25 protein-coding genes and 1 other annotated feature are annotated in these 24,703 nt (G+C 55.5%); of the genes, 11 read left to right on the top strand and 14 right to left on the bottom strand.

The window, feature by feature from the left end:
• Positions 1-602: 602 nt before the first annotated feature.
• From hisIE to hisG, 8 genes are all read right to left on the bottom strand, one after another.
• Entirely contained in the window at positions 603-1,223 is a 621-nt protein-coding gene (gene hisIE, locus L1D47_RS09520) for a bifunctional phosphoribosyl-AMP cyclohydrolase/phosphoribosyl-ATP diphosphatase HisIE (protein ID WP_239884382.1), read from the bottom strand.
• A gap of 29 nt (positions 1,224-1,252) precedes the next feature.
• Positions 1,253-2,026: an imidazole glycerol phosphate synthase subunit HisF gene (gene hisF, locus L1D47_RS09515; protein ID WP_239884381.1), complete on the bottom strand. Its 774-nt coding sequence runs from the start codon at positions 2,024-2,026 to the stop codon at positions 1,253-1,255.
• Positions 2,008-2,745 carry a 1-(5-phosphoribosyl)-5-[(5-phosphoribosylamino)methylideneamino]imidazole-4-carboxamide isomerase gene (gene hisA, locus L1D47_RS09510; RefSeq protein ID WP_239884376.1) on the bottom strand — a complete coding sequence of 246 codons (738 nt, stop codon included), beginning with the start codon at positions 2,743-2,745 and terminating at the stop codon, positions 2,008-2,010. The genes hisF and hisA overlap by 19 nt, the downstream gene beginning before the upstream one ends.
• The gene (hisH, locus tag L1D47_RS09505; protein ID WP_239884374.1) at positions 2,742-3,419 is read right to left on the bottom strand and encodes an imidazole glycerol phosphate synthase subunit HisH; all 678 of its coding nucleotides are present in this window, start codon (positions 3,417-3,419) and stop codon (positions 2,742-2,744) included. The genes hisA and hisH overlap by 4 nt, the downstream gene beginning before the upstream one ends.
• Positions 3,416-4,483, bottom strand: a complete 1,068-nt coding sequence (hisB, locus tag L1D47_RS09500) for a bifunctional histidinol-phosphatase/imidazoleglycerol-phosphate dehydratase HisB (protein ID WP_041511113.1) — start codon at positions 4,481-4,483, stop codon at positions 3,416-3,418. The genes hisH and hisB overlap by 4 nt, the downstream gene beginning before the upstream one ends.
• Positions 4,484-4,545: 62 nt before the next feature.
• Positions 4,546-5,631 (bottom strand): histidinol-phosphate transaminase, encoded by a 1,086-nt coding sequence (gene hisC, locus L1D47_RS09495; RefSeq protein WP_239884372.1) that lies wholly within the window; start codon positions 5,629-5,631, stop codon positions 4,546-4,548.
• Position 5,632: 1 nt separating this feature from the next.
• Positions 5,633-6,934: a histidinol dehydrogenase gene (gene hisD, locus L1D47_RS09490; RefSeq protein ID WP_239884449.1), complete on the bottom strand. Its 1,302-nt coding sequence runs from the start codon at positions 6,932-6,934 to the stop codon at positions 5,633-5,635.
• A 49-nt stretch (positions 6,935-6,983) separates the two neighbouring features.
• Positions 6,984-7,883: an ATP phosphoribosyltransferase gene (gene hisG, locus L1D47_RS09485; RefSeq protein ID WP_041511048.1), complete on the bottom strand. Its 900-nt coding sequence runs from the start codon at positions 7,881-7,883 to the stop codon at positions 6,984-6,986.
• Between the two features lie 68 nt (positions 7,884-7,951).
• Positions 7,952-8,072, bottom strand: a sequence feature (His leader region).
• A 292-nt stretch (positions 8,073-8,364) separates the two neighbouring features.
• Between hisG and L1D47_RS09480 the strand changes: the two genes are divergently transcribed.
• Positions 8,365-10,407, top strand: a complete 2,043-nt coding sequence (locus L1D47_RS09480; protein ID WP_239884370.1) for an ATP-dependent DNA helicase — start codon at positions 8,365-8,367, stop codon at positions 10,405-10,407.
• Between the two features lie 306 nt (positions 10,408-10,713).
• On the opposite strand, the gene L1D47_RS09475 is transcribed toward L1D47_RS09480, so the two are convergent.
• Both L1D47_RS09475 and L1D47_RS09470 read right to left on the bottom strand, forming a co-directional pair.
• Entirely contained in the window at positions 10,714-12,015 is a 1,302-nt protein-coding gene (locus tag L1D47_RS09475) for an NAD(P)/FAD-dependent oxidoreductase (protein ID WP_239884368.1), read from the bottom strand.
• A 12-nt stretch (positions 12,016-12,027) separates the two neighbouring features.
• Positions 12,028-12,930 carry a DMT family transporter gene (locus L1D47_RS09470; RefSeq protein ID WP_239884367.1) on the bottom strand — a complete coding sequence of 301 codons (903 nt, stop codon included), beginning with the start codon at positions 12,928-12,930 and terminating at the stop codon, positions 12,028-12,030.
• Positions 12,931-13,456: 526 nt separating this feature from the next.
• Here L1D47_RS09470 and tsaB point away from each other — a divergent pair.
• The 7 genes from tsaB to rnd all read left to right on the top strand — a co-directional run bounded on the left by tsaB (position 13,457) and on the right by rnd (position 20,355).
• On the top strand, positions 13,457-14,170 hold the full coding sequence (tsaB, locus tag L1D47_RS09465; RefSeq protein WP_239884365.1) for a tRNA (adenosine(37)-N6)-threonylcarbamoyltransferase complex dimerization subunit type 1 TsaB: 714 nt from the start codon (positions 13,457-13,459) through the stop codon (positions 14,168-14,170).
• 65 nt (positions 14,171-14,235) lie between these two features.
• Positions 14,236-14,577 (top strand): hypothetical protein, encoded by a 342-nt coding sequence (locus tag L1D47_RS09460; protein WP_239884362.1) that lies wholly within the window; start codon positions 14,236-14,238, stop codon positions 14,575-14,577.
• A 133-nt stretch (positions 14,578-14,710) separates the two neighbouring features.
• Complete coding sequence (locus L1D47_RS09455; RefSeq protein ID WP_239884360.1) at positions 14,711-15,412, top strand: M50 family metallopeptidase; 702 nt, start codon at positions 14,711-14,713, stop codon at positions 15,410-15,412.
• A gap of 82 nt (positions 15,413-15,494) precedes the next feature.
• A complete protein-coding gene (locus L1D47_RS09450) occupies positions 15,495-16,343 on the top strand; it encodes a methyltransferase (RefSeq protein WP_239884358.1) in 849 nt (282 codons plus the stop codon).
• Positions 16,340-17,284 carry an alpha/beta fold hydrolase gene (locus tag L1D47_RS09445; protein ID WP_239884356.1) on the top strand — a complete coding sequence of 315 codons (945 nt, stop codon included), beginning with the start codon at positions 16,340-16,342 and terminating at the stop codon, positions 17,282-17,284. Before L1D47_RS09450 ends, L1D47_RS09445 begins: the two co-directional genes overlap by 4 nt.
• A gap of 200 nt (positions 17,285-17,484) precedes the next feature.
• On the top strand, positions 17,485-19,158 hold the full coding sequence (gene fadD / locus L1D47_RS09440) for a long-chain-fatty-acid--CoA ligase FadD (RefSeq protein WP_041511055.1): 1,674 nt from the start codon (positions 17,485-17,487) through the stop codon (positions 19,156-19,158).
• Between the two features lie 90 nt (positions 19,159-19,248).
• The gene (gene rnd / locus L1D47_RS09435; RefSeq protein ID WP_239884352.1) at positions 19,249-20,355 is read left to right on the top strand and encodes a ribonuclease D; all 1,107 of its coding nucleotides are present in this window, start codon (positions 19,249-19,251) and stop codon (positions 20,353-20,355) included.
• Positions 20,356-20,477: 122 nt separating this feature from the next.
• On the opposite strand, the gene minE is transcribed toward rnd, so the two are convergent.
• From minE to minC, 3 genes are read right to left on the bottom strand one after another with little or no spacing between them, the layout of a single operon-like run.
• The gene (gene minE, locus L1D47_RS09430) at positions 20,478-20,738 is read right to left on the bottom strand and encodes a cell division topological specificity factor MinE (protein WP_041511057.1); all 261 of its coding nucleotides are present in this window, start codon (positions 20,736-20,738) and stop codon (positions 20,478-20,480) included.
• Positions 20,739-20,740: 2 nt separating this feature from the next.
• Positions 20,741-21,550, bottom strand: a complete 810-nt coding sequence (gene minD / locus L1D47_RS09425; protein ID WP_041511058.1) for a septum site-determining protein MinD — start codon at positions 21,548-21,550, stop codon at positions 20,741-20,743.
• A 24-nt stretch (positions 21,551-21,574) separates the two neighbouring features.
• Positions 21,575-22,240, bottom strand: coding sequence for a septum site-determining protein MinC (gene minC / locus L1D47_RS09420; RefSeq protein ID WP_239884350.1), 666 nt, complete (start codon positions 22,238-22,240; stop codon positions 21,575-21,577).
• A 126-nt stretch (positions 22,241-22,366) separates the two neighbouring features.
• Between minC and L1D47_RS09415 the strand changes: the two genes are divergently transcribed.
• The 3 genes from L1D47_RS09415 to L1D47_RS09405 all read left to right on the top strand — a co-directional run bounded on the left by L1D47_RS09415 (position 22,367) and on the right by L1D47_RS09405 (position 24,200).
• The gene (locus L1D47_RS09415) at positions 22,367-22,648 is read left to right on the top strand and encodes a YcgL domain-containing protein (protein WP_011865981.1); all 282 of its coding nucleotides are present in this window, start codon (positions 22,367-22,369) and stop codon (positions 22,646-22,648) included.
• Between the two features lie 8 nt (positions 22,649-22,656).
• On the top strand, positions 22,657-23,655 hold the full coding sequence (locus tag L1D47_RS09410) for a lytic murein transglycosylase (protein ID WP_239884347.1): 999 nt from the start codon (positions 22,657-22,659) through the stop codon (positions 23,653-23,655).
• Positions 23,656-23,759: 104 nt separating this feature from the next.
• A complete protein-coding gene (locus tag L1D47_RS09405) occupies positions 23,760-24,200 on the top strand; it encodes a YcgN family cysteine cluster protein (protein ID WP_239884346.1) in 441 nt (146 codons plus the stop codon).
• 321 nt (positions 24,201-24,521) lie between these two features.
• Here L1D47_RS09405 and L1D47_RS09400 read toward each other — a convergent pair.
• The coding region (locus tag L1D47_RS09400) for a hypothetical protein (protein WP_239884345.1) at positions 24,522-24,703 on the bottom strand (182 nt) is incomplete at its 5' end.

The following is a 24,703-nucleotide window of genomic DNA, read 5'->3' as shown; positions in this document are numbered from 1 at the left end:
GCTTTGATAGCAGCGACAGTTCAAGGCATTCAACTGAGGGCATGCCGAGGCCTGCTGAAGTTGAATAACGCCGAAATGGTGTTGCTATCAAAGCCCCGCAGGGCGAGGCTTACAGCGGTATTTGCTGCGTTACAGTTCTTGCGAAGGACTAGGGCCATTCGCTGCAAACTGTGCCTTGCATCTATCCACTTTAAGCACACGCAGAGCAAGTACGGGACTTATTCGCACCTTCCTTAGCTATCAATGGGATTCAGGGGCATTTTGTTTAGTAAGGGCGCGGTAAGGGCGCGGCATGCACCGCGCCCATCTTTGGGTATAGAGGCTGTGGCTGTTTTCAGGGCTAGTGTTCAGGACTTGTGCTCAGGGCTTTGCTCTGGGCTTGAGCTCTGGGCTTGCGCCCAGATCCCCGACCTTAGAGCTTGTGCTCAGATCCCAGACCTCATAGCTTGTGTCCTGGGCCCAGCTGGCAGTTTGGTGTCAGGCTAACTAATGCTTTGGTTTGGACGGTATTGGCTTATCGGCTGATACCCTTAGCCAATACCGTCAGCTAATACCTTTAGTCAATACAGCCAGTCAATCCAGCAAGCCCGAACCGGCCTAGTCTATTTTTCTGCTGCGCTGTGGCGCTTTAGCAGGTTAGCCGTGATGTCAGATAGGCTGAGCTCCTGATCTTCAAGTAGCACCAGCAGGTGATAGATAAGATCTGAGGCTTCGTTCACCAGCTCCTCCTTGTCATGGGTGGCGGCCGCCAGGGCGGTCTCCAGTCCCTCCTCGCCAACCTTCTGGGCGATGCGTTTGGTGCCTCGCTCGAACAGGTGAGCCGTGTAGCTACTCTTGGCGTCTTGCCCCTTGCGTGAGGCGATCAGGTTTGCAAGATTGTCGATGAAGGGGTGCGCCTCGCCATCGGGCCAGCAACTCTCCCGCTCCAGGTGGCAGGTGGGGCCATTAGGGATCACCTGCACCAACAGGCTGTCGTTGTCACAGTCACTGTCGATGGCGATGAGATCCAGCGTATTGCCCGATGTCTCACCCTTGGTCCACAGCCGCTGCTTGCTGCGACTAAAGAAGGTGACCTTGCCGCTGGTGAGTGTCTGAGCCAGCGCGGCCTTGTCCATATACCCCAGCATCAGTACCTTACCCGTGAGGTGGTTTTGTACCACGGCAGGTAGCAGGCCTTGCTGTTTTTCCCAGTCCAAATTATTGAAATCTTCTACGTTTTTCATCTTTATTCCTTGGAGCAGATTAAGGGCGGTTACAGCCGCATCTGGATGCCGTTGTCGCGCAGGTAACGCTTCAATGCCTGAATGTCGATAATGCCTTTGTGAAACACGCTGGCGGCCAGGGCGGCATCGACGCTGGCCTGTGCAAACACCTCGAGGAAGTGCTCCATGGTGCCGGCACCGCCCGAGGCGATAAGCGGCACGTCGCAGATGGCGCGCACCATGGCAAGCTGCTTGATGTCATATCCCTGGCGGACGCCATCCTGGTTCATCACATTAAGCACTATCTCGCCGCAGCCGCGCTTTTGCACCTCTTCCACCCAGTCCTGGGTATACCACTGGGTATCTTTGGTCGCCGCCTCGTCGCCGGTAAACTGCTTCACCTTGTAGCTGTCGCTATAGGCGTCATAGTAGGAATCTATGCCGATCACTATGCACTGGCGGCCAAATTCATCCTGTAGGCGATCGATCAGGCTAGGATCGCTCAGCGCCGGCGAGTTGATGGAGATCTTATCGGCGCCGAAGGCCAACTTCTCGCGCGCCTGCTCGATACTCTTGATGCCGCCGGCGACGCAGAAGGGGATGTCTATCTGCTCTGCGACTCGGCTGACCCAGCTCTTATCGACTACTCTGTCGTGGGCACTGGCGGTGATGTCATAAAACACCAGCTCGTCGGCGCCCTCAAGGGCGTATCGTGCGGCAAGGGGTACTATGTCGCCGACGATCTCATGGTTACGAAACTGCACGCCCTTGACGACCTTGCCGTCTCTGACATCCAGGCAGGGCACTATGCGTTTGGCCAGCATGCGATCGCCTCCTCTACGTTAAAGTTATTGATGAGCAGTGCCTTGCCTATGATGATGCCGCTGGCGCCGCTGTCACGCACGGCGGCAACATCATCTAGGGTGGCGATACCGCCCGAGGCCTGCCACTGGAGCTCTGGGTAGCGCTCGGCAATTTCTTGATAAAGCGCCGTATTACTGCCTTGCAGTGTGCCGTCGCGGCTGATGTCTGTCACCAGCGCGTGTTTGAGGCCATAGGGGGCGAAGGTGGAGACCAGGGATTCCAGTGTCTTGCCGCCACCACTTTGCCAGCCGGAGACGGCTACTATCTTCTCGCCCGCCTCGTTGATATTGACATCCAGCGCCAGGCAGATGGCATCGCTGCCATAGGTCTTGAGCCAGCCCTGTACCAACTCGGGCTGCTTGACCGCGAGAGAGCCTATTACCACCCGCTTGACGCCGAGCGCTAACAGCTCTTTGACCTGAGCTTCGCTGCGAATGCCGCCGCCGACCTGAATGTTGGCATCGAGATTGTCGACCAGCTCGCCGATGAGCCGGGTCTGCCTTCTGTCAGGGTCTTTGGCGCCGGTCAGATCGACGATATGCAGCCAGGTCGCGCCTTGAGCCTGATAGCGCTGTAGCTGCGCCAGTGGGCTGAGATCGAAGGTGGTCTGCTGGGTGTAATCGCCCTGATAGAGACGCACCACCTGTCCCTCGATGAGATCGATTGCTGGGATGATCATAGGGCGTTCTCCTTGGCAAAGCTGTCGCTGGTCATTTTCATAAAGTTTTTCAAGATAGTGGCACCCACGCCAGCGCTCTTTTCGGGATGAAACTGCACACCCATAAAGTTGTCTTTGGCGATGGCGGCGCTAAAGCCCTCGCCATATTCACTCTTGGCGATGGTGAAATCCCCAAGTGGCGCGCGGTAGCTGTGAACGAAGTAGACGTAGCTCCGTTCGGCAACGCCGGCAAACAGCGGATGCCCGCTCGGGCTTATCTGATTCCAGCCCATGTGAGGCAGGGGCAGGCCCTTTGAATCGAGCTGCTCGATATTGGTGTCGATCAGCCCCAGACACTCACAGTTCTTGCTACTATTCCCGTAACTTAAGCCACCGCGTTCCTGTGAGGCCCTGGTTAGCATCTGCATGCCCAAGCACACGCCGAGCACTGGCTGGGTCAGGCCACATATGGTGTCGATAAGGGCTTTATCCTTAAGCGCCTGCATGGCGGCCTTGGCGGTACCCACGCCCGGCAGTACCACGCGGGTGGCGGCCTTGATCTTGGCGATATCGTCGCTCACCTCCACATCGGCGCCGATACGCTCGAAGGCGTAGCGCACCGAGCTTAAGTTGGCGCAGCCGGTATCTATAATGATGGTGGAGTCAGTGGTCGCCTTAGTTTCCTGGCTTGTCATAGCACCCCCTTGCTCGATGGCAAGGCGTCACCCTCAACCTTTACCGCCTGGCGCAGGGTGCGGCCCAATACCTTAAACAGGCTCTCGACCTTGTGGTGATCGTTGTCCCCTTGGGTGGAGAGGTGCAGTGTACAGCGCAGGCCATCGGCCAGAGAGCGGAAGAAGTGTGGCACCATCTCGGTGGCCATCTCGCCCACCATCTCACGCTCGAACTGCCCCTCAAACTTGATGAAGGGGCGACCGGACAGATCCAGCAGGCAGCTGGCACTGGCTTCATCCATGGGGATGCTAAAGCCGAAACGGGCGATGCCGCGTTTATCCCCAAGGGCTTGTCTGAGTGCATCGCCTATGGCCAGCGCCGTGTCTTCCACGCTGTGGTGATCGTCGATCTCTAGGTCGCCATCGACACTGACGTCCAGCCTGAAATTGCCGTGGGTGGCGATTTGGTCCAGCATGTGGTCGAAGAAACCTATGCCGGTATCGATACTGCTCTTTAGCTCACTGTCGAGATCGACCGTGACCTTGATATCGGTTTCCTTGGTGGTGCGCACCACGGTCGCCACGCGATTGCCGCCAAGGAGCTGCTCGGCGATGGCGTCCCAGTTCATGCTATCGCGATTGTACTGTATCCCCTTAATGCCCATGGCGTCGGCCAGGCCTAGATCGGTTTCCCTGTCGCCAATCACCGCCGATTGGGTAAAGTCCACCCGCCCTTCGGTGAGATAGGCCTTAACCAGGCCGAGTTTAGGCTTGCGGCAGCTACAGTTTTCATCGTCAAAGTGAGGGCAGATAAGCACCTCATCAAACTTGACGCCCTGGCTGTTGAAGATCTGCATCATCATATCTTGCGGCGCATCGAAGTCATCCTTGGGGAAGGAGGGGGTACCCAGGCCATCTTGGTTGCTGACCATCACCAGGCGATAGCCAGCGCCCTGCAGCTTAAGCAGCGCCGGGATCACCTGAGGCTCAAACACCAGCTTAGCCAGACTGTCGACCTGCTTGTCGGTGACGGGTTCTTCTATTAGTGTGCCATCACGGTCGATAAAGAGGATTTTCTGTTTCATTATGCTTCTACCTTAAATCTGCTTCTCTCTTGAATGTTGTTTTAATTGAGTCGTATGCCTGGTTAGGCGCTTTGGCTGAGCAGCGCGAGTAGGGCATCTGTCTGCTCATCACTGGTAAAGCTGAAACGTATGGCATCGGCAAGCGCCGGGTCTTTATAAGCCCTGGCAACCACACCCGCCTGTTTGAGACGCGCCTGCATCTCACCGACTCTTATCTCATTTGCCTGGTCGAAATAGGCCAGCACGAAGTTGCCAAAGGCGGGAAGCACCCTGGCGCCTGCAGCCGTTAATGCCGCTGCCAGCCTTTCACCGTTGGCTTTAAGGGTGTCGACCTGGGTCTGCATCCGATCAATACCCTCGGCACTTAAGGCTTCTATTGCCAGCTTAGCCACCGGCAGCGGCACTGGATAGGGGGCGATCACCCGCATCACCATCTCTATGATGGCTTCATTGGCTAGCATGAAGCCGCAGCGGGCGCCGGCCAGGGCGAAGGCTTTCGACAGGGTGCGCAGCACCACCAGGTTGTCGTAACGCTCCACAAGCTTGACGACGCTCAACTCGGGTGAAAACTCGATATAGGCCTCATCGACCACCACCAGGGTATCTGGCAGGCTGCGGATCACCGCCTCGATGGCATCGGGCTCAATCACAGTGCCGGTCGGATTGTTGGGGTTGCAGATAAACACTAGCTTGGCATCGCCGACCAGGCTCGGCAGATCCTGGGGCAGCTGATAGTCAGCATCCAGGCGCAGGGCGTTAACATCGATATTAAAGGTCTGCGCGCTGATGGCATACATGCCATAGGTGGGGCCGAAGCAGGCGATGCTGTCACGGCCCGGGATGCAGAAGGTTCGGATGAGCAGCTCGATGGCCTCGTCGGCGCCGCGACTGGTGAGTACCTGTCGGCTCGACAGCCCGGCATAGTCGGCATAGCGCTGGATAAGCTCGGGCGGTTGACACTCGGGGTAGCGGTTTAATCCTTCTAATTCGCTGTTATTAAAGGGTGACTCGTTGGCGTTGATCCAAATTTGTCCCTCACCGCCGATGCGGCGCGCCGACTGATAGGGCTCGAGGGATAAGAGTTCCGGCTGGGCGAGACGCTCGGCGAGCGATGTCGCGTTAACACTCATCTTGGCTTCTACACTCATCTTATTTCTCCTCGCCCGTTAGCGTGGCAAGTCGCACGGCGACGGCATTTCTGTGGGCGTCCAGCAGCTCGGCGCTGGCCAGGGTCATGACACAATCGCCCAGTCCCTTTAGCCCTTCTGCGCTGAGTTCCTGCACGGTAAAGCGGCGACTAAAGTCTGCCAGCGACAAACTGGAGACGGCGCGGCTATAGCCATAGGTGGGCAGCACGTGGTTGGTGCCGCTGGCGTAATCGCCTACCGACTCTGGGGTATAGGCGCCGAGAAATACCGAGCCGGCGGCGCGGATTTTGCTCAGCACTTCACGGGGGGCGCGGGTCTGAATGATCAGGTGCTCTGGGCCATAACGATTAGAGACCTCGGCGGCCTGATCCATATCGGCGACCATCAGGGTGCGACTGGCGCTAAGCGCCTGAGTGGCGATTTCGGCCCTGGGTAGCCTGGCCAGTTGCTCGCTAAGGCTTAAATTAACGGCGTCTGCCAGAGCCTGGCTATCTGTCACCAGCATCACCTGAGAATCTGGGCCGTGCTCCGCCTGCGACAGCAGATCGGCGGCGATGAAGTCGGGGTTGGCGTCGCCATCTGCGATCACCAACACCTCAGAAGGGCCGGCGGGCATGTCTATGCTGACTACGCAGCGGCTATCCTGAGCCACCAGGCGTTTGGCCTCGGTGACATAGCGATTGCCGGGGCCGAAGATCTTATCTACCGCTGGCACAGATTCTGTTCCCAGCGCTAAGGCCGCGATCGCCTGAGCGCCACCGACCTGGTAGATATCCGTGATGCCACAAGCCTTGGCGGCGTAGACGATGGCATCATTAATGGGCGGGGGACTGACCAATACTCGCTGCTGACAGCCGGCGATCTTCGCCGGCAGCGCCAGCATGAGCACGGTGGAGATCAGCGGCGCGCTGCCGCCTGGAATATAGAGGCCGACCTTTTCGATAGGCTCGCTGCGCAGTTCGCAGCGCACCCCGGCTTGGGTCTCAAGATCGATTCCCTTAAAGGCCTGTGCCTGGTGAAAGGTCTCTATGTTGGCCTTGGCCTGTTCGATGGCGGCCTTGATCTGGTCATCGACTCGCGCGCTGGCGGCTTCGATGGCCTCGTCACTCAGGCGCAGGGCGTCGAGCTCGACCTTGTCGAACTGACGAGAGAAGGCGCTTAGCGCGGCATCCCCCTGGCTGGCGACTGTGTCGATAATATCCTTGACCTGCTGCTCAAGATTGGCATCGCCAATCAGCGGCGAGCGAGACAGGGCCTGGCATCTGGCTTGGTCATCCAGCGCCTGCCAGTCGAGGCGTTGCATCTGTGTGGCTGTGATGGTGCTTGTTGTCATGGAGTTTGTTGTCATGGTGCTATCCCATCATCTTTTCGATTGGCATCACCAGGATGGAGCTGGCGCCGAGCTGAGTCAGGGCTTCCATGGTATCCCAGAAGAGATCTTCGCTGCTGACGGCGTGGATGGCCACACGATTGGTGTCATCGTTCAGCGGCAGTACGGTAGGGTTCTCGGCGCCTGGGAGCAGGGCGACGATCTGGTCCAGCGTCTCGGTGGGGGCGTGTAGCAGGATATACTTGCTCTCCTTGGCGCGCACCACCCCGTTGATGCGAGAGAGGATCTTGTTGATCAGTGCCTGCTTGGTCTCACTCTGCTCCTGGGTGGATTGGATGATGCAGGCCATGGAGCGGTAGATCACCTCTGTCTCATACAGGCCGTTGGCTTCCAGGGTCGCGCCGGTAGAGACCAGATCGCAGATGCCATCGGCCAGTCCTGCACGGGGGGCAACCTCCACCGAGCCCTTAAGCATACAGTCGCGGTAGTTGATGCCCTTCTCCTGCATGAAGCGGCGTAGCAGGTTAGGGTAGGAGGTGGCAATCCGCAGGCCTTCTAGTGAGGCGGCATCCTGGTAGGCAAACTCGGTCGGTACCGCCAGCGATAGGCGACAGGCACCAAAGTCGAGCTGGCGCAGCTTGATGCAATCGCTTGGCTTACCCATAGTTTGGCGCTCTATCTGCTCCTCTTCGAGGACGTTCTCGCCTATGATGCCAAGATCAACCACACCATCCATTACCAGGCCGGGAATATCGTCGTCGCGTACTCGCAAGAGGTCGATGGGCATGTTGTCAGAGTGGGCGATGAGGCGCTGTTCGTTGACGTTAAACTTAACGCCGCAGCTCTTGAGTAGCTTCTGTGATTCTTTAGACAGGCGGCCGGACTTTTGAATGGCGATACGTAATCGATTTGACTCTGACATAGGATGATTCCTCATTTGTTGATTCAGTAAACTTGTTTAAATCGTTTTAAAACAAAATCTTAAGCTAGAAACTAAAAACCCCCGGAATTCCTTCCAGGGGTTTTAGATCGCTTTTGAATCAACCGCCAGAAGGAAATAGTCCTCCGGCAGTAAGCATCCGAAGGCTACCGCATATGATGGTGATGATGGATAGTATTCAAACGCTGTGTCATGTTCTGTCTTCTCTCGCAGTGCGTAATTTGGGTCGTCAGTTCGCCCTGAGTTGTATTTAAACTAATCAAGTTTGTATGAGTATGCAAGCGCTAATTTAAGCGGGGTGAAAATTCTTCAACTTGATGCTTTGTTGATCACTCTTAATTCAATCTGAGTTTCAATCTGAGTCTTGATCTTAGTCTAGGCCTTAAGCTGTAGAGTTTGATTCGTTAGGGCAGCGGCTAGCCGATGGTTCAAGTCCCTTGTGCTGGCTAAGAAAATCCGCATAATGCCAGGATGTCATTTTAAACATCAACGATTAACCATCAGCCATTCATTGAACAAACGACTGACTCAGGATGTACAACAGGTATTTGCCCCCGATGGCAGCTTAAGCCGTCATATCAAGGGCTATAGCTGTCGCGTTCAGCAGCAGACGATGGCGACTCGAGTCAGCGAGACGCTGCAAAAGGGCGATAATCTAGTGGTCGAGGCGGGCACGGGGGTGGGCAAGACCTATGCTTATCTGGTGCCGGCGCTGCTAAGCGGCAAGCAGATTATCGTCAGTACCGGCAGTAAAAACCTGCAAGAGCAGCTGTTTTTCAAAGACCTACCTGCACTACTCAATATTCTCGGCATAAGGCCCAAGGTTGCCTTGCTCAAGGGGCGCAGTAACTATCTGTGTCAGCACCTGATGGCGAAACAACTCAGCGGCGTCGAGGTGACCGATGGCAAGATCTTAGACGATCTGCTGCGTATCGATCAGTGGGCCAGCCAGACGGTGGATGGTGATATCGGCAGCCTCTACTCAGTCCCCGAAACGTCGCCCGCCATTCCCCTGGTGGTGAGCAGTAAAGAGTCCTGTATCGGCAAGGGCTGTGAGCATTATGAGGCCTGTTTCACTCGTAAGGCCCGCGCTAAGGCGCTGGACGCCAAGATCATCGTGGTGAACCATCATCTGTTTTTCGCCGATCGCATCCTGAAAGAGACGGGCTTTGCCGAGCTGCTGCCCGATAGCGACGTGGTGATCTTCGATGAGGCGCACTTGCTGCCGGATATCGCCGTGACCTATTTCGGTCAGCAGCTTAGCTTCAAGAGTCTCGTTCGCCTGCTTGAGCGTTTTAACGAACTCTATCGCACCCAGATGGCCGACTCGCCGCAAATTGGCGCCATGACTGCTCGCTGCCATACCCAGCTGCTCCACTGGCAGGGGCTGTTGTTTGCCAGCGAGGAGCGTGACTGGCGCCGCCTGCTTGGCGATAAGGCCCTGATGGAGGCGGCCTGGTCGCTGGTCTCCGAGCTGACCGCCTATCGCACCATGTTGCTGGGTTACCTTGGTCGCAACGAGGCCTTTGACGATGGGGTTGAAAAGTTTGATGCGCTGCTCAGCAAATTGTCCGTTTTTATTCAATGTGATAACCCTGACAGTGCCTACAGCATAGAATATGGTTATCAGTACCTGACGCTGCGGATCGCCCCCATCAAGGTGGCCAAAGAGTGTCAGTCGTTGTTCAGTCCTGATGTCAGCTGGATCTTTACTTCGGCCACCCTGCAGATCAACCGAGATCTGTCGCTGTTTACCAAGGCGCTGGGGTTGGATAAGGCCAGTGCAAATACCAAAAGCAGCACCAACCGTAGCACTAACAGCACTCACACCACCACGAACACCACCACTCACACTACCATACTGGACAGTCCCTTCGACTATGCCCGCCAGTCGCTGTTTTGTGTGCCGCGTCATCTGGCGGCGGTGGCCAGCCAGGAGCGTGCCGCCAAGCAGCTGGTGGAGATCGCCATAAAGGCCATTAACGCCGCCAAGGGGCGTATCTTCATGCTGTTTACCAGCCATCGCATGCTCAACCTGGTGGCGGTAATGTTGCAGGGCCGGGTCGACTATCCACTCTTGGTGCAGGGCCAGGCGGGCAAGCAGACTTTGCTTAAGAAATATCGACAGTTGGGCAATGCTGTATTGCTGGGCACGGGTGCCTTCTGGGAGGGGGTGGATGTGCGCGGTAAGCTGCTGAGCTGCGTGATTATCGATAAGCTCCCCTTCGTCTCACCGGACGATAACCTCTACAAGGCCAGGGCCGACGGGGTGCAGCGTGAGGGAAAAGATCCCTTCATGGAGCTCTCCTTGCCTCAGGCGGTGATCTCTCTCAACCAGGGCGTGGGGCGGCTTATTCGTGACGAGAAAGACAGAGGGGTATTGATCCTGTGCGACAACCGTATCGTCAATCGCCCCTATGGCCAGGCGTTTATCAACTCCTTGCCGCCTATGCAGCGCACCCGGGATCTCGACAGGGCGGTGAGCTTCCTGCAACAGATTGACTAGGGCCTGTTGACCTTTTGAGAACAAATTTTGTTCTAATTGAGCACGTTCAAATCGTGGCATGAGGCTGGAGATATAGTTATTCTATATAAAAGCCGAGCAACAAAGCGTTGAACGTGCTCAAGACGAACCCTGCGGGCAGCGTCTGTATCATTTTTCTACTGCGTTATCGCTCATTGATGTAGCACACTACATTACATTCGCTCTGCCTTGTATAAAATCGATACAGAATGCTGCAAAAATGAACGCGAAAGATAAACAGGCCCTAGGGACAGCCAAAGCGAACCTAGCCGTCCCTGGCTTTAGATGCTAGTGCAGCTTCATCCTTGGGCGCACCACCCGCATCATCTTCTCTACCAACCAGAGGGCGAAGGTCTTGGCGACGCCATGAATCGCCTTCTGGTGCATGCGATAGAGGGAGATATACATGAAGCGGGCGATCTTACCCTCGACAAACATGCTGTCTTTGGTGAGGTTGCCCATCAGACTGCCAACGGTGCTGAAGCGAGACAGATTCACCAGTGAGCCGTGGTCCACATATTCATATTCGGTCAGGTTGAATCCCTTGAGATCATTGAGAATGTTGCGCTCGACACACTGAGCCATCTGGTGCGCCGATTGTGCCCTTGGTGGTACGAAACTACCGTCTGGCTGCTCGCAGGCGCAGCAATCGCCAATCACATAGAGATCGTCATGGCCCTGGGCCTGCAAGGTGGGACGTACCAAAATCTGGTTGGCACGATTTAAATTAAGCCCCTCAATTTGCTTGATAAAGTCTGGCGCCTTGACGCCGGCGGCCCACAACATCAGATTGGCGGCGATCAGCTCATTCTCCGCCGTGACAAAGCCCTTGGAACTGGCCTCTTCGATGCGGGTATTTTGCCGCACGGATACGCCGAGCTTGGTCAGCTCGCGGGTGGCCGAGGCGGCGATGCGCTCGGGCAGGGCGGGTAGAATTCTTGGGCCCGCCTCGATGAGGGTGATCGCCAGTCTGTCGGCGGTCATCTTGCTTAGACCATAGCTCTTGAGTAGATCGGTCACATGATACAGCTCGGCCGAGAGCTCCACGCCTGTCGCACCGCCGCCGACGATGGCGATGTTGAGCTTTTGCTGCTCGTCGGATTGATGCATGCGGGTGAAGCTGTCGAGCAGGGCGTTATGAAAACGGTTCGCCTGGTGGTGGGAGTCGAGGAAGAAGCAGTGTTCCTTCACCCCTGGCGTACCAAAGTCGTTACTGACGCTGCCAACGGCCAGCACTAAGGTGTCATATTCGAGCTCTCTGGCCGGTAGCAGGGCCTCGCCCTTATCGTTGCTGATGGCGCCTAGCTGCAGCCGCTTGCCCTTAAGATCCAGCCCGGTAAGTTCGCCCAGCTGAAACTGATAGCCGTGTTTCACCGCGTGGGCCGAGTAGACCACGCCGTCGAGATCGGCATCGAGGGAGCCAGTGGCCACCTCGTGCAGCAAGGGCTTCCAGATATGAGTGCGGTTCTTGTCTATCAGTAGGATCTCGGCTTGCTGTTTCTTGCCTAACTTGTGTCCCAGTTGGGTGGCCAAGCCGAGTCCGCCGGCACCGCCGCCCACAATGACGATTCTTGGGATCTTTGCACTCATTGACAACTCCTTCTATTGGGGGCTCGGTGCCTGGCGCCGCTTGCGCGTCTGTATCAGTCCGGCGCAGATGATCAGGCTACAGCCCAGTAACTGACTCGGGGTGAGGTGCTCAGCAAACAGGCTCCAGCCGATGATCACCACGGTCATAGGTTCGATATAGGCCAAGGTGCCGAAGGTTGCCGCGGGCAACACCCTAAGCGCCTTAACCGCTAATAAGATGGCCAGAAATCCCGGAAATACACCGATGAGCGCCAGCCAGAACCATTGGGTTAAGCTCGGTATCACGGCTTGATGCATGGCAAAGGGGAGCAGGCAGAGGGCGCCGAAACTCAGCTGGATCAGTGTGCTCTGATAGGGGCTGGCGCTGGCGGGCCGCCGATTGATCAACATGAAGCCGCTGTAACTTGCCAGGGCCAGCAGGGCAAAACCATAGCCCTTGAGGTCGGCCGTACTGCCCGAGAGGCTCTCTAGGCTGGGTAAGATGGCGACCACCCCGACAAGGGCGATGCCGATGGCGAGCAGATCCTGGCGCTTGAGCCGCTCTTGAAACAAAAAATGGGCACCTACCGCGCTCACCAGGGGTGCGAGGTAGATCACCATGACGGCGTTAGCCATGTTGATGTAGCCGATGGCTTGTACATAGAACACCATGAAACCGGCCAGCATGGCGCCGTTAACCAGATGCCGCTTACTGGGGCGATGTAATATCTGTTGCGTTTTGCCCGTGAGCAGCATGTAGGTGATGAGGCAGGCGGCGCCTATCAGCAGGCGATAGAAGGTGATGATGCTGGCATCGAGGTTGGCGGTGCGGGCCAGGGCGCCTATGGTGCCCATCAAGACGGCCGAGCCCAGGGCCATGATGATGGCCTGTGAGTGTGACTGACTCGCAGTCAGGGCTATGGTTTGACTCTGCACAGCTATCCCCTCGAGTAAGAGAAGGCTTATCGATATTCTGTCGGCGAACGCTACCTTTGGCTGAATGCCTAAAGCGGTCACGTTCAAAGCAGCAAGGCTAATTGTGGCCAGGCTAATGTGGCCAGACTCATTTGACTAGTCTTATGTGGCCAGTCTCAACCGGCTAGCCTAGTGCGGCTAGCTTAGTGCGGCCATACTTAACGCGCATCTCGCTATCGCTCTAATTTATCGACCTAATTTAGCGTCTTATGTTATCGGGTTTATCCTCGGCTGAAAATCGATATTTACATCAAAGAGGAAGAAAGCCAGGGCGTCTATCAATCGTCATTTTGTGAGGTGCAGTGAGCTTAACATGGCCTGTTTTGCTAAGGTTCCCGGGTTTTATCTGGCGGAATTAGGGCTATACCTGGGCGGGTTTTACGTTATAATCGGCGCCATTCATCTTATGGTTTTGGCGATGAGGGGCGAGCGCCGTTGAATATGCAGCGCAGCGCCATGTTATCGCAACAGATTTGGTTCGTTTTACATGCCGGAAAATAAAGATTTCTCTGCCCCTTTAAGTTTACTTGCGCTCGATACCTGCACCGAGTTCTGTTCGGTTGCCCTGCAATATCAGGGACAGGTGTTTGCCCGTGAGGCCGATGCGCCGCGGGAACACAGTCAGCGTCTGCTGCCCATGGTACAAGAGGTGTTGCAAGAGGCGGGGATCTCGCTCAGTCAGGTAGACGTGATCGCCTATGGCCGTGGCCCCGGCAGTTTCACCGGCATTCGTATCTGTACCTCTATGACACAAGGGCTGGCCTTAGGGCAAGATCTGCCCGTGGTGGGGATCTCAACCCTCGCCGCCATGGCGCAGGCCGCCATAACGCTCAAGGGAGCCGCGCGGGTCGCCACCGCCATCGACGCCCGCATGGGTGAGATCTACTGGGGTGAGTATCGCGCCGTCGATGGCCTGGCCAGCCTGGTGGGGGAAGAGCGAGTCTGCGCGCCAGAGGAGTTGTCGAGCCAGCTGACTTTTGACACGCCGCTTGCCGCCTGCGGCACAGGTTTCGATGCCTATCCGGCGCTATTGACCGAGCAGATGAGCCTGGTTGAAGAGGCTAAGTTCCCACTCGCGCGCTTTATACTGCCGCTGGCCGAGGCGGCGGTGAAGATCGGTCTGGCGACCGAGGTCGATCAGCTACAGCCCGTCTATCTGCGCGATACCGTGACCTGGAAAAAACTGCCCGGTCGCGAGTAATTTAGTGTAGGCTTGAAGCATGATCGTGTAACCAAGCTGTCAGGAGAGAAGGGGGAATAACTAGCATGCAAGTTTCGTCATCTAACCTGATGCCTGGATTCTCTTCGGGCGCATCGGCGATTAGCGATGCCATCGCGCCCCAGCAAGGGGTGCAAGCCAACGTCATCGATGTGACGCCCCTTGGGCCTGCCGTTGCCGGGCGGGCTGAGCTTGATGCCGCCGCTAAGAGCTCCACACAGCTCGCCGAGCAGAATACGATTTCGCTCGAAGACAGACTCAACGCCAAGCTCGAGTACGATCAACAGACCGGCAACAGCCGCGGCGCCATAGGTCAATATCTGCTGCATCAACATGCTGCTCAGCGCGATGCCATCTCCCAGATGGTGGGCATAGACACCTATGTCTAGGTTCATGTCTAGGTTCGTGTTTAGCTAGGTTCATGTTTAGTCTTTAATAAAGGAAGATGTTTCGGCGTAGCGCCAGCGTGTCTAAAGCGCCGGCTATCAAGGCATCAACAACCTATAGGACGGGTTCTCCAGTATGACTTTTTCTATCGATTCCCCCTCTTCTCGCGCCGGTATGCCGACTCGCAGCCTCTTCATGGTAGAGCTATTGCTGGCGCTGGTGCTGACACGCATTCCCTATCTGAGCGTGCCCTTCAAGTGGCTAGAGAGCTATTTTCACGAGGTATCTCACGCCCTGGCGACCCTGTTTAGCGGCGGCATAGTCAGTCATATCGAACTTTATCCCAACGGCGCTGGCCTGTGTGTCAGCCAGGGGGGCTGGCCCGTGCTGATCGGCTTTGCCGGTTATTTTGGCGCGGCGCTCTGGGGATTGCTGATCTTTCATCTGGCGACCTGGGCCAGGGGGATCCGCGTCAGTTTTAGTTGCCTAGGATTGGTGGTGTTGGCAAGTATCGTACTCTGGGGACGGGATCTCTTGACGGTCGCCATCTTGTTGATGCTGGCCCTGCTGTTTTTGCTGCCATTAAAGCTCAGTCACAGCCCGCTGCTCACCTTCGCCCTGCGGGTGATGGCGCTGATGGTGATGTTAAACGCGCTCGCCAGCCCGACCGTGTTGCTGGGCATGCCGGGACGGGGAGATGCCGCCATGTTGGCCGAACAGACCTGGATCCCGGCCTGGATCTGGGTAGGCGTCTGGTTACTGACCAGCCTGACCATGCTCTGGCTCTGCTGGCGCAGGGTCGATAGTGCCAATCAAGTCGGCCCGCAAAAAGTGTAACCGACTGTATATCAGGTTTTATTTTATCAATTAGCCTGCTAGCTTAGGCCTTTCCAATAGCCTTATTTCAGGGAGAGAATCGATGAAATCCTTAACTTTAGCGGCCTCACTGGCATTAGCCATAGGCGTGGCGGCGCCTAGCCTGGTCAGCCCAAACTATGCCCAGGCCAGCGAGCCGACTCTGGTCAATCAACAGGTCACAGATGCGTTAAGCAATCCATTGCGCAAAGCGGCAAATGTTGAGCGAGACCAGTATCGTCATCCAGGCGAGACCCTTAGTTTCTTCGAGATTAAGCCGAGCGATACCCTGGTGGAGTTGTGGCCCGGCGGCGGCTGGTACGCCGAGATCCTAGCGCCCTATCTGGCCAAGGAGGGGCACTATATCGCCGCTAACTTCGATGCCAACCCGCCTGAGGGCCTTGAGGTGCCAGGCTATCGTATTCGCCTGGGCAAGGCGCTGGATAGTTGGCTGCAGAGCCATTCCGATAAGCTGGGACAAGCCTCTAGCATTCCATTCGACCCGCCAAGACTCGTCAGTCTCGGCGCCCCTAACAGCGCCGATGCCGTGCTGACCTTTAGAAACCTGCATAACTGGGCCAAGGCCGGTGCCCTTGAGCAGGTATTCGCATCCGTCTATGAGGTGCTTAAGCCTGGCGGTACCTTTGGCGTGGTCGAACACAGGGCCAATTCTGGCATGGATCTGAGCACTGGCTACATGGTGCAGGATGAGATGATCGACCTTGCCGAGAAGGTGGGTTTTACCCTGGTGGCTAGCAGCGAAGTCAACGCCAATCCTAAGGACAGCAAAGATCATCCTAAGGGCGTCTGGACCCTGCCGCCGAGCCTGCGTCTTGGGGAGCAGGCCAAGTACCTTGCTATCGGTGAGAGCGATCGTATGACGCTGAAATTTATTAAAAAACCTAAAGCATGAATGATCCATTAGCGCCGCTGTGTGCTCCAAGCCAGGGGAGTGACGAGGTCACTATCACGCTGCCCCATATTCGCCTCGGTGGCCGTCTATGGGGCGAGGCGGATAAGCCGCTACTGCTGGCGCTCCATGGCTGGTTGGATAACGCCAATAGCTTCGCGCCGCTCGCCCAGCATCTTGATGACTATCGGCTGCTGGCGATCGATTGGCCGGGCCACGGCGCGTCACAGCACAGGCCCGGCGGTTATCCGCTGCACTGGATAGATTACCTCTATGATCTTGAGTTGCTGATCGATGCCATAGTGCGTCATCAGCCGCTACATGGGGTGATAGGCCACTCGCTTGGCGGCATAGTGGCCTCGGCCTACAGCGCCGCCTTTGCCGAGAAGGCCGAGCGCTGGATCTTAATCGAGGCGCTCGCGCCCCTGTTTGAGTCGCCGGATAAGAGTAAACTGAGGTTAAGGCGCAGCTTCGACGCCCATCAGCGTGCGGCGATGAGTCAGATGGCGGCTAAACCTGTGGTGCTAGATGCTGCCGTCAGGGCGAGGCACAAACTGACCGGGCTGGATATGCCTTGGTGCCGATTGATCCTCGAGCGCAACTTGCAGCAAATGGAGGGTCAGTATTATTGGTGCAGCGACCCCAGACTCAAGCTGGATTCGCCCATGCGGCTCAACTTTGACCATGTCAGCGGCCTGATGCAGGGCCACGCCGGCAAGGTGCTGGCGATCCGCGCCAAAGCGGGTTATCCCCTGATGGGGAATGTGTCGGCAACCCGTGCAGGGGCTGGCAATAGTACGGGTCATAGTACTGGCGATAATTTGGCCGATACGGTCGCCGCCTGGTATCAAGATCTCACTCAGGTAACGCTCGAGGGTGATCATCATCTCCATATGGGCAATCACCTTGAGGTTGCCGCGGCAATTAAGGCATTTTTAGCGTGACAGCCCCTCGGCAAGAGATGGTAAAATTACACTAGGATTTTTACTCTAATTGTGTGATGATGTTCAAAATTAAAACGCCCGTATGATTTTTTGGGGTGTTACCTACAATATTTATAAGTCAGTGTTTAGTTTCTATATTTGAAACCTTAGGTGAATGATTTCATTCACCCTAACTCTGCCTGGGGATTTAGGAGAGACTCGTGGAACAGCTTTGGACGAAAAATTTACCCCATGATGTGCCATCTATCATTGATGCGCAGCAATACAGCTCGCTCATCGACCTGTTTGAAAGCTCGGTGGCCAAGTATGCCGATCAGCCCGCCTTCGTCAACATGGGCGCGACGCTGACCTATCGTAAACTCGAAGAGCGCAGCCGTGCCTTTGCCGCCTATCTGCAAAATGAACTCAAGCTGGAGAAGGGCGATCGTGTCGCGATCATGATGCCTAACCTGCTGCAATATCCTATCGCCCTGTTTGGTATACTGCGTGCCGGCATGGTGGTGGTCAACGTGAATCCGCTCTATACCCCAAGAGAGCTCAAGCATCAGCTCAACGACTCGGGCGCCAAGGCGATCGTCGTGGTGTCTAACTTTGCCAATACCCTGGAGCAGGTGGTGGATCAGACGCCGGTGAAGAGCGTTATCCTGACCGGTCTCGGGGATCTGTTGAGCGCGCCTAAGCGCACCCTAGTGAACTTTGTGGTGAAGTATATCAAGAAGATGGTGCCTAAATATCATCTGCCCCACGCCATCTCCATGCGTCAGTCGCTCTCTAAGGGACGTCGCCTGCAGTATGTGAAGCCGACCATAAAGGGAGATGATATCGCCTTCTTGCAATACACAGGCGGTACCACTGGGGTCTCAAAGGGCGCCATGCTGACCCATGGCAATATCGTCAGCAACCTGTTGCAGGCCGATGCCGCCTATTCGCCGCTGCTGGCCGATGGTAAGGAATTTGTGGTCACGGCGCTGCCGCTCTACCATATCTTCGCGCTGACGGTGAACTGCCTACTGTTCCTCCATAAGGGGGCCAACAATTTGCTGATCACTAACCCGAGGGACATACCGGCCTTCGTGTCTGAGCTGAAGAAGCATCCCTTTACCGCCCTTACCGGGGTGAATACCCTATTTAACGCCCTGGTCAGCTCCGAAGAATTTAAGACCCTGGATTTCGCCAACCTTAAGCTCTCAATCGGTGGCGGCATGGCGGTGCAGCGTGCGGTGGCCGATAAGTGGCAGGGGATCACCAAGACCCGCCTGCTGGAAGGTTACGGCCTGACCGAGGCGTCGCCACTGCTGACCTGTTGTCCATATAACCTAGAGGGCTACAACGGCTCTATCGGCTTCCCGGTCGCCAATACCGATATGCAGGTGCGTGACGAAGAGGGCAATGTGCTGCCTCAGGGTGAGACGGGCGAACTCTACGCCAAGGGGCCTCAGGTGATGAAGGGCTACTGGCAACGCCCCGAGGAGACGGCCAAGGTGATCGATAAGGATGGTTACCTAGCTACGGGTGATATCGGCTACATGGACGACAAGGGCTTCTTCTATATCGTCGACCGTAAGAAAGATATGATCTTGGTCTCTGGCTTTAACGTCTTCCCCAACGAGGTGGAAGAGGTGGTGGCCCTGCATCCTAAGGTGCTGGAAGTAGCTGCCGTGGGCGTTCCCCACGAGGTGAGTGGCGAGCTGGTGAAGGTGTTTGTGGTACCGAAAGATAAATCTTTGACCGAAGAGCAGGTGATCAAGCACTGTCGTCATCATTTGACGGGATATAAAATTCCTAAGCTGGTAGAATTCAGGGATGAGCTACCTAAGAGCAACGTGGGTAAGATATTACGCCGCGAGCTGCGCGACGAAGCCAAATCGGCCTAGTTGCATAGGGAACCACCTGTTTTAGGTGACTCAAAGCCGGCATAATGCCGGCTTTTGCGTTCACCGAGCCACAGTATTTGGAGATGAGATTTGACCTTTCAATATGTAGAGGATGACGCCAGCCTGAGCGCGCTGGTGGACAAGTATCGTCAGGCGAAGGTCCTGATGTTAGATACCGAATTTGTTCGCACTCGCACCTATTACGCCAAGCTGGGGTTGATACAGGTCTACGACGGACAGACCCTCGCCTTGATCGATCCTGTGGCGGTGAGCGATCTCTCTGCATTCTGGGCGCTGCTGGAACGTGACGACATGATCACTGTACTGCACTCCTGCAGCGAAGATCTCGAGGTGCTGGCTCGTTATGGTCGTTGCCAGCCTAAGGTGTTGTTCGACAGTCAGATCGCCGCCGCATTCTGTGGTTGGGGCCACGGCATGGGCTATGCCAAGCTGGTGGAGCATTGCCTGGGCGTCCAGCTGGATAAGGGCGAGTCGCGCACCGACTGGATGAAGCGTCCGCTGACCTATGCCCAACTGCAATATGCCGCCAATGATGTGGATTACCTCTATCAGCTTTATCCCCAGCTGTTAGAAAAGCTCGAACAGAGTGGCAGAATGCCCTGGCTGTTGGAAGAGGGCGAGCGCATGACCCAGGGGCGTTTAGAGAGCCCGGATGGCGACAGCGCCTATCTTAGGGTGAAGAATGCCTTTCAGCTCAGCCCCAAGCAGCTGGCTTATCTGAAGGTGCTCGCCAAGTGGCGCCTGCAAAAGGCGCTGGACCGAGACTTAGCCCTGGGCTTCGTGATTAAAGACCACGCCCTGCTGGCGCTGGCCAAGAAGCAGCCCAAATCTACCGGCGAGATCTTCAGGATGACAGAGCTAACCGAGCAGGAGAAACGCATGCATGCCAAGGCGATCATCGCCGAGATGGCCAAGGCGGATCTGGATAACCTGCCCGAGGCCATCGATGTTATTGCACTAAAACCTGGCTACAAGTCGGCCTTCAAGGCGATAAAACAGGCCTTGACCCAGGTGGCAGAAGCCAATGAGGTGCCTATGGAGCTGCTGGGCTCTAAGCGCCATATCCATGAGTACCTGCAGTGGCGCTGGAATGACGGTCAGGGCGAGACGCCCCTGGTGTTACAGGGCTGGCGCGGTGAGCTGAGTAAGGCCGCCTTGGCCGAGATCAGCTGCTAAGGCAGGATTCTTCAGGTTGCTAAACGCCAAACGGCGCCTGTGAAAAAGCCCTCAAAAGAGGGCTTTTTTGTGCTGCGTTAATGCGCGTTAATACACGTTTGTGCTGTTTCCTGCCTAGGAGCCTAAGGCTTTTCCGGCAGGGTGACGTTCAGTTCTAGTACCGACAGGTTGTCGTCGTTCTGATCCAGCTGCACCGACACCTGGTCGCTGTCTATCTGCACATACTTGCGGATCACCTCGATGATCTCCTGTTTCATCGCCGGGAAGTAGTCTGGCGCATCACGCTCGCCGCGCTGATGGGCGACGATGATCTGCAATCTTTCCTTGGCGGTGACGGCGGTCGTTGGCTCTTTTTTCGCTCTGAAGTAATCGAGTAAAGACATAATTAGCTACCAAATATCCTTTTCAAGAATCCTTTTTTCTCTTCGGTGACGAAACGCATCTCTACTTCTTCACCCGTTAGTCGTGCCACGGCGTCGCTATAGGCCTTACCTGCATCGCTCTCTTGGTCGATGATCACAGGGATGCCCGAGTTAGAGGCCTTGAGTACGGCTTGCGACTCGGGGATCACCCCAAGTAGCGGAATGGCCAGGATCTCCTCCACATCCGCCACGCTGAGCATCTCGCCGGTCGCCACGCGGGTAGGGGAGTAACGGGTCAGTAGCAGCAGCTCCTTGACCGGCTCCAGTCCCTCTTCGGCGCGCTTAGACTTGCTCTGCAACATGCCCAGGATACGGTCTGAGTCGCGCACCGAGCTAACCTCTGGGTTGGTGGTCACAATGGCGGTGTCGGCAAAATAGAGGGCCATCATGGCACCCGTCTCGATACCTGCGGGTGAGTCGCAGATGATGTAGTCAAAGTCCTGCTTAAGCTCTTCCAGTACACGGCCAACCCCTTCTTTGGTCAGGGCGTCTTTATCCCGTGTCTGTGAGGCGGGCAGTACAAACAGGTTGCTGGTGCGCTTATCTTTGATCAGCGCCTGATTCAGGTTGGCTTCGCCATTGATTACGTTGACGAAATCGTACACCACGCGGCGCTCGCACCCCATGATGAGATCCAGGTTACGTAGCCCGATATCGAAATCGACCACGACTGTCTTATGGCCTTTCAATGCCAGGCCGGTGGCAATGGCCGCACTCGAAGTGGTCTTGCCCACTCCACCCTTACCTGAGGTGACAACAATAATTTGTGCCATGTTTGTTTCTGTCCTTTTCAATTTCTATAGCGATAGTGCTTCGACGGTAAGGCTATCGCCGTCTAGCCTGATACAACCGCTCTTGATCGAGGCATGTGCCTGTAGATTCTCGGTTAACCAATATTGCCCAGCGATGGAGACCAGCTCGGCATCGATATTCTGGGCGATGATCACGGCATTCTTATCGCCATTGGCACCCGCCATGGCCTTGCCTCTAAGACTACCGTATATGTGTATGCTGCCATCTGCAATCACTTCTGCACCGTTACCCACGGCGCCAATGATGATGAGATCGCCATTCTTTGCGTAAATCTGCTGACCAGAGCGAATATTTTGCTTCACTATCTTGGTGGTCTTGGGCAGTTGGGGCTGGTTCTGACTCTGTTTGCCAGATTTAATCAGCGCAAGCCCTAAGGCCTTTGCCTGGTTGGCGATGGCACTCGGCGCGCCTGTGATCCCCACGATCACCAGTTGCTTGGAGATTAAAAGATCTTTGAGGCCGGCGAGGTTATAGTCGGGATCTGAGATGGCGCTGAGGTTGACCACCAGGGGCGCACCAAGAAAAAACTGCGGCGCGATGGCCAGTTTATCGTCGAGTTCGCGGGCGACCCCGTCGAGATCTGCATCATTAATATGCAGCACTGAAAGCGTAAATGAAGAGCCTTTTAATTCGAGGCTAGGTTTCTGCATTCCTAAACTTGCTCTTGATAAAATTAACCGGCCTGGGCCGGTTAGATATTATTATAATCCTTGCGCTCCATGTTATAGTGTGCGGAATTTGCTGGCAAGTTGAATAAACTGGAAATTTCGCCCTATATGATCTGTGCTGTATATAAGAGTCGCTTAAAACCCGATAGTTATCTTTTTGTGGAGAAACGCAACGATTTCGAGCGTGTGCCCGAGCCGCTGATGAAGATGTTTGGTACGCCCGAACTGGTGATGTTGCTGCCGCTGAACAAACGTGAACAGTTAGCCCTTGCCGATATCGAAAAAGTAAAAGTTGAACTTGCCGAGAAGGGGTATTATCTTCAATTACCACCACCTCCGGTTAACCTACTCGAAGAGTACAAGAAAGAGATAGGTTATAGCAGAGATTAGGAAAGTGCATGTTTTTAAAGAATGTTTTGCTAAGTGCTCTACTCGCAAATGGCCTGCTTTTAGCCAGCCCTTTACAAGCTCAGGAGTCCGCGCTCAGTTACGATCAGTATCTTTCTGAGTTAAAGCAGCAAGCAGTCGAGCAGGGGATCGCCCAGGGCACCATAGATGCGGTTTTCGATCAGATAAAGCTGTTCAAGAAGGCCGTTGTCAATGAACCCGCCAAGAGCGGCCCTGAGAATTTAGACAAATATTTGCCAAATCGGGTGAGCGAAGCCTTAGTCGAGCAGGCCAGAAGCCTGTATCGCGATAACAAGGCACTTTTCGACCGACTCGGCAAGGAGTACGGCGTCCAGCCAAGGTTTGTGCTGGCCTACTGGGGCATAACCTCGGCCTTCGATGCCAGCGACTATCCCGCGCTGACGGTGATCGCCTCTAACGCCTACCATGGCGAACAGGCCTACGCCGGTGATGAGCGGAGTGATGCGGCCTTTATTTCGGCGCTCAAGTTGATGGAGCGCGACCAGCTCAAGTTTGACAACCTCAAGAGTGATTCAACCGGCCTGATGGGCTATCCCCACTTCACCCCCAAACAACTGGCTAAGTATGGTCGGGATGGTAACGGCGACGGTAGGGTAGACATCTGGCACAGCCTGGATGATGCCTATGCCACCACGGCAAATTATCTTAAGCAGCTGGGCTGGGATTATGATGGCACCTGGGGACGTCAGGTTAGTGCGCCCAAGGCCTTACCCCAAGATCTGGTGGGGCTAACGGTGCATAAGGGCTTTGATCAGTGGCAGGCGCTGGGCGTCAGGCGTTTTAATGGTTCAGATCTGCCCTCACGCAAGGATATGCAGGTCTCGCTCATCATGCCAGATGGCAAGAATGGTCGCAGCTACCTGGTGTATGACAACTATCGGGTGCTCAGAAAGACCCAAGGGTCAGAACACCTTACCCTGGCCGTGACCTACCTATCAGAAAGAATCAAGTATCCTGAGATAAAATAGACCATTTCAGATGCCGAGCAGGCAAGCGCCGCTCGGCCTCCCACATTAAGCCTGACTAAGCCCGTTGAAAGCGGCAGAGGTCGGCCCTTGAAAGAATTGTAAAGATGTCGTTTTGGAAAGAGAAAACCCTTGCAGAGTTGAGTGCCCAGGAATGGGAGTCGCTGTGCGATGGCTGCGGTAAGTGTTGCCTTAATAAGATCATCGACGATGAAACCGATGAGCTCTACTACACCAATGCCGCCTGTAAGCTGCTCGATGCAAAGGCGTGTCACTGCATGCACTACGAGCAGCGATTCACCTTTGTGCCTAGCTGCACTAAGGTGACGGTCGATAATATCGCCGAACTCACCTGGCTGCCCGACAGTTGTGCCTATCGCCGCCTCTATCAGGGCCGCGACCTGCCGAGCTGGCATCCACTGTTAACCGGCGACAAGCAGAAGATGCATGAGCTGGGGATGTCGACCCGCAACAAGGTGATTAACGAGAACAAGGTGAGGTACCTAGAGGATCACATCGTGCTCTGGCCGCTCAAAGATTGTGACTAGTTCTTCACTTAACTAGTGAAAAGTGGTTTTAGTCTTCTTTGACTTCTACTCCTTCGCCGTAGCGTTAGCCATTAATGTTATTTATTGCCTGCGGCAGGCTCTTCGTGCAGGTGCTGCTGCGGCACGCTGTTAACCCCTCCCTGGGCGCTCTACGACAGCATCCCTGCTGTCGAAGGCCCCAGCCGCACCTACACTAAATTATTTGTCTCTTCGATTTAACGTTACTGGTATCTGTCGATGCTCTGGAAGTTATGTCTGTAAGCGTCCGACAAACTGCACCTTCATATTTTAGCTATCAGCCACCATCATTGTTCTTCTGATTTATAGGAGGACAATATGTTTAATAACAGTACCCGGCTTGATGTCACTTTGATATGCGGCATCACTGATATGCGCAAGTCGATAGATGGTTTGAGTAACATTGTTGCTTATAGCTTGCGACAAGAGCCCTGTAATGGGCACTTGTTTGTTTTCTGTAATCGACAGCGCAATAAATTGAAGAT

Source organism: Shewanella sp. Isolate7, from assembly GCF_022398425.1.
GTDB lineage: Bacteria > Pseudomonadota > Gammaproteobacteria > Enterobacterales > Shewanellaceae > Shewanella.
The sequence above is the reverse complement of the archived record's forward strand: the minus strand, read 5'-3'. Positions and strand labels throughout refer to the sequence as shown.